Genomic DNA, 19,392 nt, shown 5'->3' on the forward strand with positions numbered 1-19,392 from the left:
CAAAATGAGCCCGAGAACCCAGTGTAGCTTAAGTTCTCAGGCTTTGTTACTTGAGGATTTGCCGATTTCAACGATTTATACCGATGCGGCTCTATACATTTTCACACTATGTTTGATTAATAACGGGGATAGAGGATGGTTCTTCCTTATGACCGAACTTATGCTGTTTACGGTAATGATCCGGCGTCTTGCCGCAATGCTTTTTGAAGGAGACGTAGAAGTAATTGGTGTTCTCGAACCCGACCATCTCCCCGATTTTATTGGCGGGCAAATCCGTATCCACCAGCAGCTCCATGGCTTTGGAGAAGCGGTACTCACTTAAATAGACGGTAATCGACTTGCCGACCATTTCCTTAAATACTTTGCGCATGTAGTTCATAGACAGCCCTCCGACCTCCGCCAGCGACTCGACCGTCAGATTCGGATCGGCGTAATGCTCCTGAATATGCTGAATGACCCGGTCCACCATCCACTTGTTTTTCTGTGCTGCTTCACGGTCGCGCACGCGAACCGCTCTCTCGCATAGACTCAGGTACCATCGCTCGATTTCATCCATTGTCTCCATGTGCCCAAGCTGGCTGCTGAGCTCGCCGATGTCCATCCGCGCATCGTCCGGAGACGAGCCTCCCATGGTCTTCACCGTTCTGGCGGTAGCAATGAGCAGCTGCGTGAGCGCAAGCATCATCTCGTCATAGGGGGCTTTGCTTACGGAGGCCATAAATTCATGAGCCGCGGCGGCAATCTTCCCTCGATCCCCGAGCTTGAGCTTATCGGTCATCTGCTTCTCCAGCACCGCCACCTGGCTGTCCGGCAGCGGCTCCCTGGAAGCTTCCACATCTGCTCCGATCAGAGCGCCTCTACCGAGGACTAGCTTGTACCGGGAGGCATTATAAGCGATTTCCCAGGAGGTTTTGATTCCAGTCATACCGGGGATTTCAGGCCCGATCGCCGCACTGATGGACAGCTTCAGGAATAGACTTACGTTCTGCTGAATTTCCCGCAGCGCCTGGATGACGGCTTGCTCCAGCTCGGCCATATTCTCCGGCACGTTGATCATCATGGCCACACCGTCGTCTCCATTATCGAAGCATACGAGATGTAAGTGATGCGCCCCTCCGACCTCGAAAGCGATATTCGCCACAGCATATTTGAACAGAGCAATATCCGCCGGATGGTATCTCGCTCTAAGCTCCCGGTAGCCGTCCAGCCGAATGGCGCAGACGAGAAAGCCGGGATGGTCGAACCTGATGCCTACATGAGCCAGCTTTCTTCTTACCTCTGCATCGTTGGTCCAACCGCCTGTGGTGAGCAGCCGCAGTACTTCCGCCCGCTTGGCGGACTGGTAATCGGCGATACTGAGCTGCAAATCCTGAATCCGATGCTCCAGATAGGAGAAGGCTCCCCCCAGCAAGTCGAGCTCGGACGCAGGCTGCTGCTCCCGGGCACCGACCGGTGAGTTGCGGATGCTCTGGATTAGCCGGTGAATCGGTCCGTAGATCAGTCTGGTGAAGAAACCCCCAAGCAGCTGGACAAGCAGCAGCATGCAAACGGTAACGGTCAAGAGGAACCTTTTTACTTCATTGACCTTGCCCAGCAGCTGTTCGTAATCGACCAAGCCGATGAAGGTCCACCCGAGGCTGTCTGACTTGATGTAGGAAATGTGATATTTCCGGCCATTCGAATCCATTTCAAGCGTACCTTTTGTTGAGCCTGACCCATTGATCTTTTGCACGAAATTTTCCTGTGACAGGTTGGCGTTGATCATCTGGTCATTCGTATGAGAGATCACGATGCCGTGTTTGTTAATGATCATCGATTGAAATGAGCTGCTCCCCGCCCCATTCATCACCATGCTTTGGAGCATCTTCTGATCCAGGTTAATAATCATGGCGCCGTTATTGACATGTCCAATCGAGCTTACATAGATCAGGGAGATCACGTTAAGGTCGTAGCTCTTGCCATAAATGGAATAATGAATATGACGGGGATAAAATACACCGGACCTGAAGGGCTGAACTTCATCCAGCAGTCCGAGGGCATCGGGATCGTAGAATTCGCCGTACGACTTCATTGTCGTCAAGGAAGAGAAGGCCAGCTTACGCGAATGATTCAACAAATAAATGGATTGGATCAGCGGGTTGGTGCTGCTAAGCTCATACAGCTTGTTCCCTATTTGACCCAAGGTAGGTGTATCGAACTCCTGGTTATAAAATCCTCTCTGAACCTCTGCATTGTTGAAAGCGGTTCCGTAATTTTCGAAGGTCGAGCTTAGCAAAATATTGGCCGTGTTGAACGACTGCTCGATAGCCCGGTCCGTAGAGTGATTGATTTCCTGTGACAGATCGGAGGATACCTTGGCGGAAATAATAAAGGTAAGCCCGGCCATGACGAGCAGACCGACCAGCACATAAGATAAAATCATTCGGATCAGCATACTTTTATTTTTCACAAAAGCCCGAACGCTTCCTATGATGATCCCCCCCTTACAACTTGTCATGCAGAAAAGAGACGTCTGGCCGAGGCGCAAATACGTCTCTCCCCAATGTAACAGAAGCATGGCTTCGGAACTATGCGGTTTTTTAACAAATAAGTGCGCTTTTTTAAGAAGTGGGATGAAGCCCTAGTATTATATCCTCAAATACAATGATTCGCCGCCGTAAATGTTGTTCGATATAGTCATACTTGTCATCAAATGATGATAAAGTCGAAAAAATAATTGCTGTAATTTAATTCCCATGGTAATATCTACTAGGTATTTTGAAGCATACTAGGAGGTTACCATGGTTCTCAAAAAGACAATTCTTACTATTGCACTACTTAGCCTATCTTTTGCATCCATATCAAGTGCTCATCCGGGAAGGACTGATTCTAAAGGGGGTCATACTTGCTGGACTAATTGTGCAAAATGGGGCTTAAAGGATGGCGAGTATCACTATCATAAGGGTGGTGGCTTTTTCATAGGCGCAGATATCCCACCGGATGAACCTGCACCCTCCACATCTGATGTTGAAGAAACTATTCCTTATGGGCATGTTAAAGTTACTCTTCCGACATTTAAGGTTTATATTAACTATAAAACGGGAGCCTCGGACGCTCAAAACGCTACTTTAGAATACCCATTTTTTTTGTATAATGATATCATCTACGCACCGTTGAATTATGATATGTGTTCAACTCTTACGATTGAAAGCACTTGGTCAAATGAAGTGGGTTTATCATTAAGAAAAACGGACACAGAGATTGGGGAGGGCGTACGTTTCCAACGTAGTAAGCCATCCTCTGCTCGGCCTGCAAACATGTATGCACACCTTCCGACATTCAATATTTTTGTCAACGATGAATGGGTGGATAATGCGAATGAAGAATATCCATTTTTAGTTTATAATGATGTAACATACTATCCAATGACTTGGAATTTTAATAGTAAATTGGGTCTGACCACTGGATTAAAAGACAATAGGTTCGATATTTTTAAGTAGAATAAGGGCTGCCATCGGCAGCTTTTTTATTTTCCAAGTGAAATCTGAGTTAGGACCAGACCAGTCAAAAAAAATGAGATCCGCTCTTTGTCTCGAAAGAACGGATCTTCACAATTTGGCTGATTATGATGCTTCTTCGATATCAGGGAAGGCCCAAAAATCGGGGAGCACGTCCGACCATGTTGGAACGGAAACATTTGACTGCGGTATTCTATGCAAAATACGGTTGATGATCACAACGGCCTCCGCCCGGCTTAAAGACCGATCTGGGGCAAATGAACCGTCTTCGTAACCGGACATAATCCCTTTCTTATACACTGCCTCAATTTGCCCGCTGGCCCAGTGTCCCGCCGTATCCTTAAAGGAAGGCTTCGACGGGTTATTGTCCAATTTCAGCCATTTCCCTATAATCGATGTCATTTCAGCGCGAGTGATCGGGGCGTTCGGTCTGAACGTATGGTCGGGATAACCTGACAATAAGCCCGCTACCTGGCCCCATCGAATGGAATCAGCGGCCCAGTAGTTCGGATCGATATCGGTAAAATCTGACGCTGCCTGCTTCTTCTCTACCGACTTCTGCAGCAAGCGGGTTAACATAACGCTCATTTCCGCTCTGGTCACCGGTTCATTCGGTCTGAATGTGCCGTCAGGATAGCCGAGTATATAAGGATCGTGTTGCAGCGGCTCCTTTTTTATCGAAACGATTGTAAATGTACTGAATTGGTTGATTTGAATTTGTATGCCTGAGGGATCGCCGTTCTTATCGAAAACGATCTCTCCCCGCTGCAACTCCTTCTTGCCGTCCGTGTGTTCGACATAGACGCTCAAGGTTTGCAAGAATGGCTCTCTTTGAACCGGAACGGCCGGAATGGCAGCTCGGTCAATCGGAAAAGCGACCTTCACCGGAGCTTTAGGCAAATTCGTTTCAATGGTCACCGGCGTACCAAGCACCTCAATGTCTCGCTCTTTGGCCACACTGCGGATTTCATCCGCATTTGCGATTCTTTCTTTCACAGCCTGGCGTTCATCGTCTCTTTTGATCGGGGCTACACGAAGGTAGTAGTCCTGATTTCCGGGGAGGCCTTTGATCGCATCGTTCGGAATGGTGACCGTTGCATTTTCCGTTTTCATTTCCAGAGTTAACGACCGTTCTGCCAAAATAGATATGGAACGGGCCGGCAATACAATATTCACCGTATCCGCCGGATCTTCCGGCAAGCCATCAATGACGACCCGCATCGTATTTTGTCCGGATTGCATGCTTGCTACGACTTCTTCCATCTCTTTGTCGTTCATAATCACTTGGTCGGCTTTTTGCTGTCCGATCCAGATTCTTGTTATTTCAAACCGCTCAATGATTGGTGAGGTTCCCACTTCAACCTTCGCATGCCGGGTGTCGGCCTTAGTCCCCGTACCGGTTGATCTGTTGCTCTTGCTGTAAACGGTGACTTGCGTTTGGGCTTTCAATCCCCCATAGGTTGCTTCCAACACACCGGTTCCGACGGCTCTTCCTGTCATTTTGCCGGTTTCCGATATGGTGGCGATTTCGTTCGAAAGCGAGAATTCGGAGAGCAAGGTAATCTCGGAAGTCGAACCGTCAGAGAAGGCAGCGTTCACCGCCGTTTGCTGATCCATGTTGATTTCAACCCAGTAAGCCGGTTCTGCAAAAGAAATGCCTTTGAGCGCAGGGTCTACCGTTACCGTCGCGTTGGCCTTGTTATTGTCATAGACTGCCGTCACAACCGTTTGACCGTATTTCAGAGCCTTCCATTTACCGGTAGACGATAATCCGACAATTTCCGGATCTGCAATTTGAATGGTCCCTTGTTTCGTAACATCGATTTCTTGATGGTCCGAATATCCGATAATAAGCTGGAATGCCGCCTCGTTCCCTTCGACTAACGAATAGGTCGCGGAATTAAAACGCAGTCCTGTCGGCTTCGGAATTACCGTCACCGTCCGCACTTTCTCTTGGGCCCGGTTTCCGGCCAGATCGGTTACGCTGTAGTGTATTGGATACGTTCCGGCTTTGCCGGTATCCACCGAACCGGTAACGGTTAACGGAGAAATGCCGGAAAGCGAATCCGATGCCAGAACTCCCTTTTCAACATAATCATCGCCCAAGTACAAAGTAATCGTTTCATCCCCGACCAAGGTCAAAACCGGCGCCGTTTTATCGATCTTGATTTCGGCGGAAATCGGTTCGCTGACACTGTCCGAGCCTGCGGCTCTGGCATACACAGTCGTTATCCCTTCTTGTTCGACGACGACCGGTGCGGTGTAATCCGTCCATTCCCCGGACTCTCCGATCTTGTACTGCACCCGGCTGCCGGAGTCGCTGTACACCGTTGCCGTTACGCTTTGATTCGTCCAGCCTGTATGGCTTACCGTCACCGTCAGATGGTTGCTGATAAGGATCCCCTGCGTAGCTCCGATATGGTTCAGCGTCAGATCCGCCGGATTGCCCGCCGTATCGTTAATGGTCGCACCGGATACGTCAATGGCTGTAGATACCAGCTGTATACCATCATTGTCTTGATCCTGAACCCTTACTTGATAACGGAACAGCAGCTCCTTCGAATCAAGCGAACTTTCGTAAACGGCTTTGACGTTCGTGTCGCCCACCTTGAGCCCAATAGTCGGAGCTGTACCCGACGCCATATTCACGACAACCGGCTCGCTCATCTTCACAATAAAGGTGAGGTACATTCCCGCTTTGTACGTCCCGTTCGCCGGTACGCTGACCGAGGTTACTACCGGAGTCACCGTATCCACCAGCACTGCCGTCGTGCTGCCCACGCCGTTCAAAGTCAGGCTCGCGTTGTTGCTTGCGCTATCCCGCAGTGTGCCGCCATTTACACTCAGCGCGGCGCCTACAGAGATCCCATCTGCGTCGTTGTCTCCGTTCTGCACCGTATAGCGGAACACCAGCGCGCTCGTCCCCGAACCGGACACGTATGAGGCATTTACTCCCGCCGATCCGACCGTCAGCGGCAGCTGCGGCGTGCCTCCTGTTGTGTCTACTGTCACGTTTTCGCCGAAGTTCACGGTGAAGTCGAGGTTGTCCCCCGCTTTGTATGCTCCGTTCGCCGGTACGCTGACCGAGGTTACTGCCGGGGCCGCCGTATCCACCAGCACTGCCGCCGTGCTGCCCACGCCGTTCAAAGTCAGGCTCGCGTTGTTGCCCACGCCGTCCCGCAGCGTACTTCCGTTTGCGTTCAGGGCAGCACCTACGGAGATCCCATCTGCGTCGTTGTCTCCGTTCTGCACTGTGTAGCGGAACACCAGCGCGCTCGTCCCCGAACCGGATACGTAAGGAGCGTTTACCCCCGTCGATCCGATCGTCAGCGGCAGCTGCGGCGTGCCTCCTGCCGTATCCACCGTCACGTTATCGTCGAAGTTCACGGTGAAGTCGAGGTTGTCTCCCGCTTTGTACGTCCCGTTCGCCGGTACGTTCACGCTCCCGATCGTTGGAGCCGCGGCGTCCACTAATACTGCCGCCGTGCTGTCTATGCCGTTCAACGTCAGGATAGCGTCGTTGCCCACGCCGTCCCGCAGCACGCCGCCGTTTGCATTCAGATCGGTGCCTACGGCGATCCCGTTCGCATCGTTGTCACCGCTCTGCACCGTGTAATGGAACGCCAATGCGTTTGTTCCTGAGCCGGAGACGTACAGGGCTTTCACTGCCGTCGATCCGATCGTCAGCGGCAAATACGGCGTACCTCCCGTCGTATTTACTATTACGTTTTCGCTGAAGTTCACTATGAAACCCAGTGTCTCCCCTGCTTTGTACGTTCCGCCCGCAGGCACTCCTACGTTCGTAACAACCGGTGGAATGGCTTCGACTAATACCGCCGTCGTGATGCCTATATTGTTCAGAGCCAGGTCCGCATCGTTGCCCGTGCTGTCCTGTAGTGTGCCGCCGTTTGCATTCATTGAGGTGCCTACGGCGATTCCATTAAAATCCTGATCCCCGCTTTGCACTGTGTAGCGGAACAGCAGCGCACTCGTCCCCGAACCGGATACGTAATGGGCATTCACATCCGTTGATCCGATCCTCAGCGGCAGCTGCGGTGTGCCTCCTGCCGTATCTACCGTCACGTTTTCGCCGAAGTTCACCGTGAAGTCGAGGTTGTCTCCCGTTTTGTAAGTCCCGTTCGATGGTACGCTGACTGAAGTTACCGTTGGCCTCACCGTGTCGACGGAATAAATGTTTGATTGGGTGTACCCGGTCCCCGCGTTGCCACTGCTATTAGTCACTAGCGCATTGTTGAGCGTGATAATATTGCTGTCGTCTTCAACGTCTACGAAAGGTATCAAGGTTGCGGTATAGGCGATGTTGTTAGCAGTCGCGAGGCTGGTTAGCGTGCCGTTCTCCACTATCATGTCAGATAGAGTAAAACCGGTCACCGCTTCTGAGAAGGTGATCGTCACCGGCGAGGTATCACCGATACCCAGATCATTGTTAATCACTGTAATGTTGGCTGTTAGAGGGGCGGCAAACGCTTTGTCGATCAGGAACAAAGGTATCCCCCCTAGGATGACTAAACCTAAAAATAACTTCCATACTCTACTCGCCGGATTCATATCCTTGTTCCCTCTCTCAATTTCGATCTTCTTTTGCTATTAGCCGTAACGTATCTGCCTTTCCGGATGACAGCAAAGGAGAAGCCATATCTTTATTTTCGGTATTTTTTGACATGGTAATAATAGTTTAATAGTTCTATCCCGCACCCAAAATCCCCTGTTACACTCTTCTGTAAAAAAACGAACTGAATTTTATATAAATGTCACTAATTTGACAAAATTTACTTCCCTAATCAACTTTGATCATTGCTATTCTACTCCGTCTATTCAACGAATCGGGGCATACCATATCCCGATTCTTTCAATAAATCTCGCCGCTCCTCAGTAAGCACAAGCACGAGAGAACCACGATCCCGCTCCGATCGAATCAGCCTGCCGCCCGCTTGCAGCACCTTGTTCTAATGCAAAGTTGAAATGTAAAATTTGGTATGCTAGAATGATACCTAATATACGAGGGGAGCTGACTAGAATAATGTAATATTTCTTGCTGATTTTACGATTGATAAAACAATAGCTGTTTTATTCTTTGTTAAGCAAGAAAGTTAATTACTTATTCTCTTCAACTCAAATAATGATATCTATTCCATTAAGGGGCTAGATTCTAGCATTTGTTTATTTGAGCTACAAGAAAGGTAACTTTCTTGTGGCTCTTTGTTTTTTGGAGGATTATAGATGTCACCATCCATTTCGTGAAACGGTAATGTAACTCGATGCTTTTTTAGCTTAGGAGGTTGAGATAGATGTTTGAAGTTGTAAATATTCATGTGAACCGTTCATTGTCCGTGGGTTCGGTTCACGATCAAACTAAGCGGATGCCGAAGCAATATCCTTCTATCGATAGACATATGTATATAGGAGAGTGAATAATGTCTCATAATAACTTTACAATAACCCATGTTCCATTCCATGCAAAGACAGTTATTTGGTGATATTTGCATGGAATAACATCATCACCAATCATGCTGGCTTTGCTACTTGAGACACTATATTTAATCAAGGAGTGAGTCTTCATGAAATATATCAACGCTAATGTTATTCTCCCGAAAGAATTAGTTGAACAGTTGCAAAATTTTGTACAAGGTGAGTACATCTACATTCCAGCAATAAAAGATCAGCATAAAAATTGGGGAGAATTATCCGGTTATCGAGATGAGATTGATAGGCGAAATAGTGAAATAATACTAGAATATGCATCAGGCACTTCGATTCAAGAACTTGCAGAATCTTACTGCCTTTCTGTTTATGCTATCAGAAAAATAATTTATAACCAATAACCTTACGCAGGCCATCCTTTCTGTTAATTGTATATGCAGGCTCTTGCCATCGACATGCCCATACCATAGGGCTGCGGTGGCTTTTTTTGCTTTATCAACGAATATCCACCCCCTTAGACTCTGATAATGGACGAAAATGCTTCTAATCTGACAAGTGATACCAAACAACACAGAACCATTTTGTATATAGTTTAAGTGATTCCTATCTGCTACCTTTATAACTAAGGGTTCTTCTATAAGGTTGTAAAACATAGGACAAACGGAGGTTTCAGTAATGGATGCTATTGTAAATATACTAAGAACACCAATCCAACAAGCTTCTAATAAAATGAAGTTTTACTGTGATGTAGGTACCTATATCATGGAAGTTTAGGATCTGGAGGAGAGAGTATTGTTGAATGTCACCATTTTTAATATGGAAGGTATTGCTGTTGGCGAAATGGAGCTTGAAGAATCCATTTTCGGTATTATTCCCAACGAATCGGTTATGCATGATGCAGTTATAAACTATCTGGCAAATAAACGCAGTGGAACACAGTCTGCTTTAACACGCGGGGAAGTTAGAGGCGGCGGGAGAAAACCATATAAGCAGAATAAAATTGATAAATCTAGAGCGGGTTCGATTCGCATGCCACATTGGCGTGGCGGAGGAGTTGTGTTTGCTCCTAAACCTCGTGACTACAGCTACAAACTCAATAAAAAGGTTAAGCGGCTTGCTATAAAATCTGCATTGTCTAGCAAAGTACAGAACAAAGAATTCATTGTCATCGACGAGATCAAGTTAGAAAATTACAGGACTAAGAGTATAGTAGCTATGCTTAAAGCTTTTGGGGCAGCTAGAAAGGTGCTGATTGTTACACCATCGTTAGATAACTTTGTTTTTAAAAGCGCTAGTAATATACCTGGTGTAGAAACCGCTGTAGCTGATTCCATAAATGTATACAATGTTCTGAATTGCGATCAATTCATAATCTCTAAAGAAGCAGTCACAATGATAACGGAAATGTACTCGTAATGAAGGAATGTTTTTCCCTACCCCATCGGGAATGAGATACAAGCCATGCACCGTAATCAATACGGGAGTATGGCTTGTCTTTGTTCGTCCGCTTATTTCCCACCGGACGATGGGATGGAGCAAGAGGCGCTAGAGATCTCTGTCGGTTTCCTCACAGTTGCCGTTCCTAAAGCTTGAACTGCTTTACGTGCAGAAGCATTTCTTCGGATATGCGGCTCATCGAGTCCGCCGATGCATAGATTTCTTCCATGGCTGCGAGCTGTCCGGCCGTGGCGGTAGAAATTGTCTGTGCCAGATCGTTGGACCGAACGGCCATGTGATCGATCTCCTGCAGGGAAGCATTGAACTCCTGGGAGCTTGCGGATATTTGCTCGGCCGCAGTAGAAGTTTCCTGTACGTGGTACACGGCGCTGCGTGTTGCCACCAGAATTCTTTGGAATGCCTCCCCCGAAAGCCGAATGGAATCAACGCCAGCCTGCACCTCCTGCTCGCCTTGGTCCATTGCAGTGGCGGCTTTATTAATATCTGTGAGAATTGCTTGAATTAGCTCAGTGACCTCCATTGCGGACGTTCTGGAGCGCTCCGCCAGCTTTCTGATCTCATTCGCAACAACGGTAAATCCTTTGCCCTCCTCTCCAGCCCGTGCAGCCTCGATCGCTGCATTCAACGCGAGCAGATTGGTTTGCGACGAAATGGTCGTCATTGCATTAATGATCTCACCGATCTGATGCGACCGCTTACTCAGCTGTTTGACGATCAGTGAGAGGTCACCAACAGTTGTGGATACGGCAAGCATTTGCTCCACAGACTGTGTGATCAGCCTGTTTCCATGTTCGGCATGATTCAAGGTAACCTGCGAAGCCTCAAAGGCTGTCGATGAGGTGGATGCGATTCGCTGTGCGCTGGCTGATAGCTCCTCCATGGCGTAGGTGCTCTCCTGCAGGCTTCCTTTTTGCGTTTCATTGCTCAAGGCCACTTCTTGTGCGGATATGGAGATTTGGTCTGTAGCCGATACCGTCTCCCCAAAAATGGCGGACAAGTTGCGGGAGGTTGATGAGAGGGCATCAGCATGAGATAGCAGACCCTGCGTCATCTCCCTAAGTCGGCTGTGCATGGTCTGAAAGGAGGCATACAAGTCACCAATTTCATCCCGGCTATGTATGGCAATCGCTTCTTGTGATAAGTCGCCTGCAGCGACCAGTTTAGCCTGCTGCGTCAACTGAACAAGCGGCCTGGTAAGACGAATTGCAAGCAGGACAACGATAAACCCGCCGACAGCAACACAGCCCAGCAGCGAATACACTGTGCCCTGCACAATATGTTGCTGCCCTGCGTTGTAATCCTTGATATAGGAGCCGGCAACGATCGTCCATCCCCAGTTTGGTTCTCTTAACGAATAGGCAATTTTCATAGCGTCTGTTTCCGAGTCTGGCAGCGGCCATCTGTATACGGTAACTCCGCCGCCCGACTGCTGCCCCTTCTGGAGCATATCCCGGATATGATAAAAGCCGTCACTTGTCTGCTTGTCCCAAAAGCTCTCCCCTTCTTGTGTAGGGTGGGCAACCAGATCACCCTGGTCGTTCAGAACAAAAAAATACCCATGCTCGCCAATATCTATATTTGTATTGATTGTTCGTGTACCGTCCGGCTGCTTTGGCCCGAGAAGCAGCTGCTTCATCTTCTCCTGCGCCTCTTCCTTGCTTAATGCGCCTTTCTTGGTAGCATCCTCGAACGAAACGATAAGCTCTGCAGCCATATGAACCGTGTTTCGAAGATTGGTCTCCATCTGTAGGTCGCTTTCACGGGCTGAAACCCAGATGCTGATGCTTCCTATTAGCAATGCCGGAATGATCAGGATTGCGAATGAGATGACCAGCAATTTATTCCGGATGGTGAACCGCCATTGTCTTGTATTTGGTTTTATCTTTGTTTTTGTTTTCATGATTATCCCCCTGTATAGCTCGTTATAAAACCTGCCCCAAATGCAGAATATCGTGTTCCAGATGAAATCGGATGATCAAAAACAGCAGTCCAAAGTTCCCTTTGAACTGCTGTCATGGAGCCGAATCGGAAGATTATTTCAACGTCTTCAGTATAGCTGAAACAAAGCCGATATGATCGGTTACATGCAGTACCGTGGAGACAATCAGTTCGCCAAACGTCTCGGCCTTCAAAAAGTTTTCTTTTACCGGCATGTCCAGCTTGCTCTCCAGCAACTCCCGAATTTCATCCGGCTGCTTCCTCAATTGGTCAATCAGCACATCCCATGCAGGCGGTTCGCTCTGCCAGTCTGCGGGCTTCGTTCCGTAGGCGAAAAAATCCTGGTAATTTGCAGGAAGCTTCTTATTCAGTGCGAATTCCGAAAGGCCGAATACATGGAACTCTGTCACAGTAAGCACATGACCTATATGCCAATGAATGCTGTTCTTGAAGCCTTCCGGTACATGATTACGTTTGTCCTCCGGACATTGGGCAGCCAGCTCTACCAATTGATGGTGACGATTCTTCAAAATGTCGAAAATAAAATCTATTCTCATGCTCCATACCTCCTCATAATGGTTAACCTGAGATGTGGTCATCCACATCTGCCAAGCATTACTGCTCTTCGAATTGTGCGGTATAAATGCCGTAGCCTTTGGCCGCAAGCTCATCCTTCGGAATGAACATCAAGGCTGACGAGTTGATGCAATATCTAAGCCCTGTTGGCTCAGGACCATCCTTAAATAGATCGCCAAGGAAGGAATCGGCATCCCGGCTTCTGACCTGGGTAACCGTCGAGAACAAGCCGCCTTTTTCTTTCAGCACAACATGTTCCTTGTCTAACGGCTGTGTAAAGCTGGGCCAGCCTGTTCCGGCATCGAATTTGTCTTTAGAGCTGAATAGCGGCTCACCCGAAACAATATCCACGTATATGCCTTCCTGCCGGTTATCCCAATATTCATTCTCGAACGGCAGCTCATCTACGTCATTCTGAGTCACAGCGTATTGAATCGGAGTCAATGCTGCTAGCCTTTCCGCTTTGTTGAAATTCTTCTTGTCACCCGCTTGAGCAGCAACCGCTACTGTATGGTCTGTTCCCCAGGTACGGTTCAAAAAGGCGTCCCGCCCCGAAACAAACTGGGTAAGCTTATAGCGGATCGGATTTTTTTTGTAGTAGTCCTGATGCTCTTCCTCTGCCATGTAGAATTTAGTTGCAGCTGCAATCTCGGTTACAATCGGCTTGTCGAATTTTCCGGAGGCAGCAAGTGCATCTCTGGAAGCTTTAGCGTCGGCTTCTTGCTCTTTGCTGTTGTAGAACACAGCCGTGTGATACTGTGGGCCGAGGTTGTCAAACTGGCCGTCTGCATTTGTAGGGTCAATGCTGCGCCAGAATACCTGGAGCAGCTCGTCATACGAAATCTGGCTCGGATTATAATGGATTTCCACAGATTCGAGATGCCCGGTGCCTCCTGAGGATACTTCGTTATAGGTCGGATTCTGGGTATGACCTCCGGTATAACCTGCCGACACGCTCAGGACGCCTTTGAGATTCTCAAAGTACGGCTCGAATTGCCAGAAGCATCCTCCTGCGAAAACAGCAGTTTCATATTTCGCTGCGGAACCAGCGTGAGCAATATTCACGGGTTTATGTCCCTCCATCATCGTTGTGGATTTGATAGGCGCATTGTAGAAGGAATAGGCCATGACGACGGTAAAAGCAACGGGCAATACGAAATATCGAGGTTTTTTGAACTTCATTTCCATCCACCTCCTTATGGTTTAGGGGTTTGATACAAGAACCGCTTTGAATCGTTTCTGGTGCAGCTCTACTCTGTTTTGGATCAGGGGTCGTCTTCCCTCGCATTTCTTAATCTGAATTTTAACAAGAAAAAACCCGCAGCAAATGTGCGGGTTGTCATGAATTTTAAGCATTCAAAATCGTTTTCTTAGCGATCTGACAGGAGGATTTTCATGCCCCTGCCAAAAGTCATGCTATCCGGTTACTTAAAGTGACGAACAGAAAATACCGCCGCCTGCGTTCGGTCGCGCAGCCCGAGCTTGGCCATCAGGCTAGATACGTGGTTCTTGACCGTCCCTTCCGAAATAAACAGCTGGTTGGCCATTTCTTTATTATTCAGGCCCTGACCCAATAAAGCCAGAATTTCCTTCTCCCGATCAGTCAGACTTCCCAGCAGTCCATCGTCATTCGCATTCAGCAGTGGGGGCTGCACGGACGGGACAGCCTGCATTTTCTTTAATTCCTTCAGCAGCATGGCCGTAATATCAGGCTGAAGGACCGTTCCTCCATTGTATACCGTTTGAATGGCGCTGACGATAGCCTCGGAGGGCATGTCCTTCAGCAAATAGCCATGCACACCCTTCTCCAGTGCCTGCAGAATCAGCTCTGCGTCATCAAATGTGGTCAAAATCAATACTTTCGTTTTCGGGAAGTGCCTGAGAATTAGCTCAGCACCTTCTACGCCGTCCATGCCCGGCATACGAATATCCATTAAAACGACTTCGGGCCGCAGTTCTGTTACTTTGGCATACGCATCCCGTCCGTCGATGGCTGTTCCAACCACTTCCATACCTGGCTCCAAATTGAGGATGGTCGCCAGACCCTCCCGCATGAGCCGCTGATCGTCAACTACCAGGAGTCTCAAGGAGTGGCACCCCCGTTTCTGTTTTAGGATAAGGAATGTTCGCTTGTACCACAAACTGCATAGGGTCAACTCTCCCAAAGGATACCCGGCCATTCCATTCCTTTACTCTCTCTTGCAAATTCAATAATCCGAAGCCCGGCTTGACTTCGTCTGGCACATCACCGTCATTGCTAATGCAAAGCGAGAAGCCTCCCTCCGAATAGATAATCCGGATAAGGGCATGCTCTGCATCGGCGTGCTTCTTGGCATTCGTGAGCGATTCCTGTACGATGCGGTATGCGGTAAGCTGAAGCTCACCCGGCAGCAGCACAGCGCTACCTTCGACCTCAAAGCGGGTCGCAACCTGCGCAATTTTCGTGAATTCCTCCGATAGCTTGTTCAGGCCTTCATGCAAAAACATCGGTTGGACCGGCTCGTCCCTAACCATCCGGACGGCTAGGCGCACCTCCTGAAGAGCAGAACGTATCAAATCCTCACATTCCAAGTAGACACTCTCGCTGCGTTTGGCATCTACCTGGCTTAGCTTCCGGGCGGCTTGCATTTGCACAATCAGGCCCGTCAGCTTATGGCCGACCGTATCATGAATTTCGCGGGCAATCCGTACGCGCTCCCTGGAGGCTGCCCATTCTTCCGCCTTGATTGCATACACCTGAAGACGCTCATGGGACTCCATCAACTGCTCGTATAACATCAGCGTATCCTTGCGCGCCTTATGATAGAAATGAATCAGTGTGCTGACAATGCCAGCGAATATAATGAATGAGCAGGTAATGAAGTAGCTCATACCGTCAAATTGCTTATATAAATACCAATCCACACTGCCCATTGTCACAAGGTAGAGGATCAGCAAAAAAATGCAAGTTATGATAAGCATGCGGAAACTGTTAAAAAACATGAGAATCGCCAATGCCGTAATCCCGACAAACAGCTGATTAGGAAAATGTCCGCCGATAAATATATAGCCATATGTAGCGGATACCAGAAAATCCAGGATCAACAGGTGAAACAGCCATTTTTTCCGCTTCTCTGCCCTGGAGTAGAACAGGTTAACCAGTAGGAACACAGCTATCGAAAACACAAGAAAGCTGAACCGCCAAAAGGCCTCAATTGACGTCTCAAAATAAAAAATTCCGGAGACGAACAGACCCAATATGAGCTTGAGCCCGAAAAAAAGTTTCCAGGATAGGGGGCCCCCTTTTATGAATTTCTCATCTTGAAGCAATGGCGCTTCCCTTCCCTTCATCAAGGTGTAATTTCGTTTTCATGGCTATTATAGCATATAATTTCTTCCATATGATGATGATTGCTATCATATATGCTCAACCCTATGTAGTATTCAACTATCAAAGTAACGGTAGGTTTTACGACAATTAAACATAAAAACAGCCTATCCATCTTGTCTGGAAAGGCTGTTGATTGAAAAACTTATAAGTGTGAGTCGCCTGTAAATAACGTATTAATTCATTTCCATCCCGCCTGATTTGATCACTAGCATAAAATAAAATTGCCTTTGCAATATCCTCAGGAGCAGCAATTTTGCCTAGCGGTGTATAAAACGTTGTCTGCTCTTTTTGTTCCGTAGGCATATCTTTCGTTGCATCTGTATCTACCATGTCGGGAGAAAGTGTGTTTGCCGTAATGTTGTAAGGTCCTAACTCATGTGCTAGATATCTTACAAAAGAATTTATAGCTCCTTTAGCGGTTCCATGTGAAATGAAGCCAGGAGTCACATGGTTAATAGCAACTTTTCCATTCAGCATGGCCATCTACTCCTTCAGTATTGAAATGATTGCACTGCTTACATGCTATAGCATATTCTTGATTGACTTAGGACTTCCTTAAACGAAAATATTCGGGAATAGCATTAGTGTAATTACAAGAAAATATAGTAGGCTTACAGCAACACTTAAGGAACGAATTTTACCCATGTTCTTATTGGTTACAGATCGATCCGTATGATTTAATGCTCTGCGCATGGATTTGCCCATAATACCGCTCACCGCTGCGATGCCTAACAACAGAATAATCGCAAGCGCCCACCAAAGTGTAGGATAGTCAGCCTTACCCACAAGATAACCGCCAGTCAAAAAAGCAATAGCGAGAGCTGTTTGGCCCACTCGGTTCATTTTAAATAAGATGCCAAGCTGGCTGTGTTGTACTTTCTCATCCGGCTGTAATGAAATCTGTAACATTAAAAATGGAAGCAACAGATAGAAGCCCATGAGGACTGCACTTAGCACATGAAGATACAAAATGACCTGAGACAACCCCCAATTAAATGAGATGATAACCTGCAGACGTAAATGACAAAATACATAGGATGATTGCTGGAATCGCATTCTTCACAGGATCTCGAGCGATGAAAAGTAATATTAAGGCGGCAACCAGCATTGTTGAGCCTAACAGCAGCCCGGATATCCAGGCGGCAACAGGTAACCAAATTCCTGCGATCATTCCAATCGAGCCTACAATCTCAATAAATCCGGTTAAGAAATTGAATACGGGTGGAAGGCCAAAACGTTTAAATTCATTGGACATCTTCCCACTGATGATTTTGGTTCCGGTCATCATAAAAAAAGCACCTAGTAGAACCTGCAGAATTATAACAATAGTCAAATCATTTCACTTCCTTTTCTGAAATAAAACCATTAACATGCTATAGCATATATTTTCAGCCCCGCAGAAACACGCATTTCTACTATCGCAGCTTCGGCCCATTAAAGAATGAGCGGGGATACTCCTGTCTGTTTTCATGAGTCACCTCTCATTATCAAATGTTTTTTACTCATCCTGTACATTGCCATAAAGCTTGCTAAGCAGCTTATGCAATTGATGAAGTTCATCTTCATTCAGTGTTCTTGTCACATAATCGTGAGCGCTTGTTACATCCGGCATCAGTTTCGTTTTAAGTTCCGATCCTTGATCCGTAAGAAACAGATGATGAGAGCGTCTATCAGAATCGTTCAGAACTCTTTTTACAATCCCTTTTTTCTCAAGAGAATGAATCATCCTTACAACGGTAGTCTGATCCCTATCAATGGCCTCGGCAAGTTCTTTTTGAGTTGTTGCTCTTTGGTCATCTAAAACACTAATGATTCCCCACTGTTCTGGAGTTACTTTATATGGCTTTAATTTTTTGGTGAAATAGTTTGTCAGCTTCACATCTGTCCTATGAATAAGAAACCCTGTCAGTTCAAATAACTTCATTTTTATCACTCTTCTTAGTTAACTTTTTCTAGTATATCTCAATGGTTTAATTGGACTTCTGTTCGAGTGCCGTTTGTATAAAAGAATTTACTTCATGTTGTTCTACAGGTAACCCTTTAGGCGAAGCTTCCTTTTTCAGAAGGTCTTGAGAAGTTTCCAATTCTGACTCACTTACAAAAGTACTTCCGTCCAGTCCCATTTCATTTTACCAGGTCAATCAAGATATCTTTTTTTCCGACATAGTTCAAATTCACCGACCATATTGCATTAAAAAAAGTTCGGTACTAGCTCAAGTGCCCAAATGTGAACAGATAGGGTTAGTCATAATAAATTTTAATTTCGAGGCATGTTGAATATAATCGATGGCTTCCACGTTAGTGTTCTGTAAGATCCCACAAACTCCACTTTCTAAATCACAAACCATATTCATTTTGCTCAATTAGATTCCATTTTAATAATTTATTTTTCACAACAAAATTATATGCTATAGCATATATAGTAATAGAAGCTACTACTCGTGTCAAATGAGATTGTTTCCATACACCCCGGAACTACAAAATCTTATTCAGCGTTCAGCATTTAGCTATCGTGCCCGCTGTTCCTTTGATGCCTAAATATACCGAGAAAGAACAGCAGCTCCAGGGGGAAAAATCCCGAGCTGTGATGTCTAAGTAATCAGCCCATTGATTTATGGGAACGTAACAATGAATCACTTGCCTATAAGAGGCCAGAGTGATTCATTACAAAAAAAAGAGCCTTTAGACATTGTCTAAGGCTCTTTTTTTTGCTTGGCGACGTTCTACTCTCCCAGGACCCTTCGGTCCAAGTACCATCGACGCTGGAAGGCTTAACGTTCGTGTTCGGTATGGGTACGCGTGGTTCCCTTCCGCCATCATCACCAAACTGGATTTTTCGAAGGTTATGCTTCTTCGAAATTTCTGCGAGAAAATATCCGTCCTTAGAAAGGACTTGCAGCTCAAGGCTTATTCCTTGAAAACTAGATACGAAATGCATGCGTAAAGTTTGTGAATTAGTTTCCCGTTTTTCCGGGCCCCGAGAAAGTATTCGGAATCAGCTTCGAAGCTTCTCTTCACTTTCTTGGGTAATGGATAAGCCCTCGACCGATTAGTATTCGTCAGCTCCACACGTTGCCGTGCTTCCACCCCGAACCTATCTACCTCGTCGTC

15 protein-coding genes and 2 rRNA genes are annotated in these 19,392 nt (G+C 47.0%); 4 read left to right on the top strand and 13 right to left on the bottom strand.

Translation table 11 applies throughout. From position 1 onward, the window contains the following. Positions 1-106: 106 nt before the first annotated feature. The gene (locus B1728_RS15035; RefSeq protein WP_256865352.1) at positions 107-2,449 is read right to left on the bottom strand and encodes a helix-turn-helix domain-containing protein; all 2,343 of its coding nucleotides are present in this window, start codon (positions 2,447-2,449) and stop codon (positions 107-109) included. A gap of 331 nt (positions 2,450-2,780) precedes the next feature. Here B1728_RS15035 and B1728_RS15040 point away from each other — a divergent pair, with 331 nt between their 5' ends. Then, positions 2,781-3,479: a YHYH domain-containing protein gene (locus tag B1728_RS15040; RefSeq protein WP_079911030.1), complete on the top strand. Its 699-nt coding sequence runs from the start codon at positions 2,781-2,783 to the stop codon at positions 3,477-3,479. Positions 3,480-3,602: 123 nt separating this feature from the next. Here the strand turns inward: B1728_RS15040 and B1728_RS15045 are convergent, their stop codons facing one another. Next, positions 3,603-8,003, bottom strand: a complete 4,401-nt coding sequence (locus B1728_RS15045) for an S-layer homology domain-containing protein (RefSeq protein ID WP_179136022.1) — start codon at positions 8,001-8,003, stop codon at positions 3,603-3,605. Between the two features lie 803 nt (positions 8,004-8,806). Between B1728_RS15045 and B1728_RS36810 the strand changes: the two genes are divergently transcribed. From B1728_RS36810 to rplD, 3 genes are all read left to right on the top strand, one after another. Beyond that, positions 8,807-8,929 carry a hypothetical protein gene (locus B1728_RS36810; protein ID WP_256865353.1) on the top strand — a complete coding sequence of 41 codons (123 nt, stop codon included), beginning with the start codon at positions 8,807-8,809 and terminating at the stop codon, positions 8,927-8,929. A gap of 147 nt (positions 8,930-9,076) precedes the next feature. After that, positions 9,077-9,340 carry a CD3324 family protein gene (locus tag B1728_RS15050; protein WP_079911032.1) on the top strand — a complete coding sequence of 88 codons (264 nt, stop codon included), beginning with the start codon at positions 9,077-9,079 and terminating at the stop codon, positions 9,338-9,340. Positions 9,341-9,731: 391 nt separating this feature from the next. Further along, positions 9,732-10,355, top strand: a complete 624-nt coding sequence (gene rplD, locus B1728_RS15055; protein WP_079911033.1) for a 50S ribosomal protein L4 — start codon at positions 9,732-9,734, stop codon at positions 10,353-10,355. 166 nt (positions 10,356-10,521) lie between these two features. On the opposite strand, the gene B1728_RS15060 is transcribed toward rplD, so the two are convergent. From B1728_RS15060 to B1728_RS15110, 11 genes are all read right to left on the bottom strand, one after another. Next, on the bottom strand, positions 10,522-12,297 hold the full coding sequence (locus B1728_RS15060; protein ID WP_079911034.1) for a methyl-accepting chemotaxis protein: 1,776 nt from the start codon (positions 12,295-12,297) through the stop codon (positions 10,522-10,524). Between the two features lie 133 nt (positions 12,298-12,430). Next, positions 12,431-12,892, bottom strand: coding sequence for a DinB family protein (locus tag B1728_RS15065; RefSeq protein WP_179136023.1), 462 nt, complete (start codon positions 12,890-12,892; stop codon positions 12,431-12,433). 58 nt (positions 12,893-12,950) lie between these two features. Further along, positions 12,951-13,994: a peptide-methionine (S)-S-oxide reductase MsrA gene (gene msrA / locus B1728_RS15070; protein WP_144027884.1), complete on the bottom strand. Its 1,044-nt coding sequence runs from the start codon at positions 13,992-13,994 to the stop codon at positions 12,951-12,953. Between the two features lie 341 nt (positions 13,995-14,335). Beyond that, a complete protein-coding gene (locus tag B1728_RS15075; RefSeq protein WP_256865365.1) occupies positions 14,336-14,965 on the bottom strand; it encodes a response regulator transcription factor in 630 nt (209 codons plus the stop codon). 13 nt (positions 14,966-14,978) lie between these two features. Beyond that, positions 14,979-16,076 (bottom strand): sensor histidine kinase, encoded by a 1,098-nt coding sequence (locus B1728_RS15080; protein ID WP_256865354.1) that lies wholly within the window; start codon positions 16,074-16,076, stop codon positions 14,979-14,981. Positions 16,077-16,368: 292 nt separating this feature from the next. Beyond that, on the bottom strand, positions 16,369-16,758 hold the full coding sequence (locus B1728_RS15085; RefSeq protein WP_256865355.1) for an SDR family oxidoreductase: 390 nt from the start codon (positions 16,756-16,758) through the stop codon (positions 16,369-16,371). Positions 16,759-16,836: 78 nt separating this feature from the next. Then, positions 16,837-17,220 carry a hypothetical protein gene (locus B1728_RS15090; protein ID WP_079911075.1) on the bottom strand — a complete coding sequence of 128 codons (384 nt, stop codon included), beginning with the start codon at positions 17,218-17,220 and terminating at the stop codon, positions 16,837-16,839. 52 nt (positions 17,221-17,272) lie between these two features. Beyond that, positions 17,273-17,614 (bottom strand): DoxX family protein, encoded by a 342-nt coding sequence (locus tag B1728_RS15095; protein ID WP_079911039.1) that lies wholly within the window; start codon positions 17,612-17,614, stop codon positions 17,273-17,275. Between the two features lie 165 nt (positions 17,615-17,779). Further along, complete coding sequence (locus B1728_RS15100) at positions 17,780-18,205, bottom strand: MarR family winged helix-turn-helix transcriptional regulator (protein WP_079911040.1); 426 nt, start codon at positions 18,203-18,205, stop codon at positions 17,780-17,782. 786 nt (positions 18,206-18,991) lie between these two features. Further along, a 5S ribosomal RNA gene (rrf, locus tag B1728_RS15105) occupies positions 18,992-19,108 on the bottom strand. 202 nt (positions 19,109-19,310) lie between these two features. Then, a 23S ribosomal RNA gene (locus B1728_RS15110) occupies positions 19,311-19,392 on the bottom strand; the annotation flags it as partial.

Origin of the sequence: Paenibacillus sp. 32352, from assembly GCF_002042965.1 — a bacterium.
In the GTDB taxonomy this organism is placed as follows: domain Bacteria; phylum Bacillota; class Bacilli; order Paenibacillales; family NBRC-103111; genus Paenibacillus_S; species Paenibacillus_S vulneris.

Excerpts from the sequence above, each read along its gene's own strand:
- B1728_RS15040 (WP_079911030.1), top strand. The coding sequence starts at position 2,781 with ATGGTTCTCAAAAAGACAATTCTTACTATTGCACTACTTAGCCTATCT.
- B1728_RS36810 (WP_256865353.1), top strand. The coding sequence starts at position 8,807 with ATGTTTGAAGTTGTAAATATTCATGTGAACCGTTCATTGTCCGTGGGT.
- B1728_RS15050 (WP_079911032.1), top strand. The coding sequence starts at position 9,077 with ATGAAATATATCAACGCTAATGTTATTCTCCCGAAAGAATTAGTTGAA.
- B1728_RS15060 (WP_079911034.1), bottom strand. The coding sequence starts at position 12,297 with ATGAAAACAAAAACAAAGATAAAACCAAATACAAGACAATGGCGGTTC.
- B1728_RS15065 (WP_179136023.1), bottom strand. The coding sequence starts at position 12,892 with ATGAGAATAGATTTTATTTTCGACATTTTGAAGAATCGTCACCATCAA.
- msrA (WP_144027884.1), bottom strand. The coding sequence starts at position 13,994 with ATGGAGGGACATAAACCCGTGAATATTGCTCACGCTGGTTCCGCAGCG.
- B1728_RS15075 (WP_256865365.1), bottom strand. The coding sequence starts at position 14,965 with ATGCGGGAGGGTCTGGCGACCATCCTCAATTTGGAGCCAGGTATGGAA.
- B1728_RS15085 (WP_256865355.1), bottom strand. The coding sequence starts at position 16,758 with ATGCTGAATGGAAAAGTTGCTATTAACCATGTGACTCCTGGCTTCATT.
- B1728_RS15090 (WP_079911075.1), bottom strand. The coding sequence starts at position 17,220 with ATGGGCTTCTATCTGTTGCTTCCATTTTTAATGTTACAGATTTCATTA.
- B1728_RS15100 (WP_079911040.1), bottom strand. The coding sequence starts at position 18,205 with ATGAAGTTATTTGAACTGACAGGGTTTCTTATTCATAGGACAGATGTG.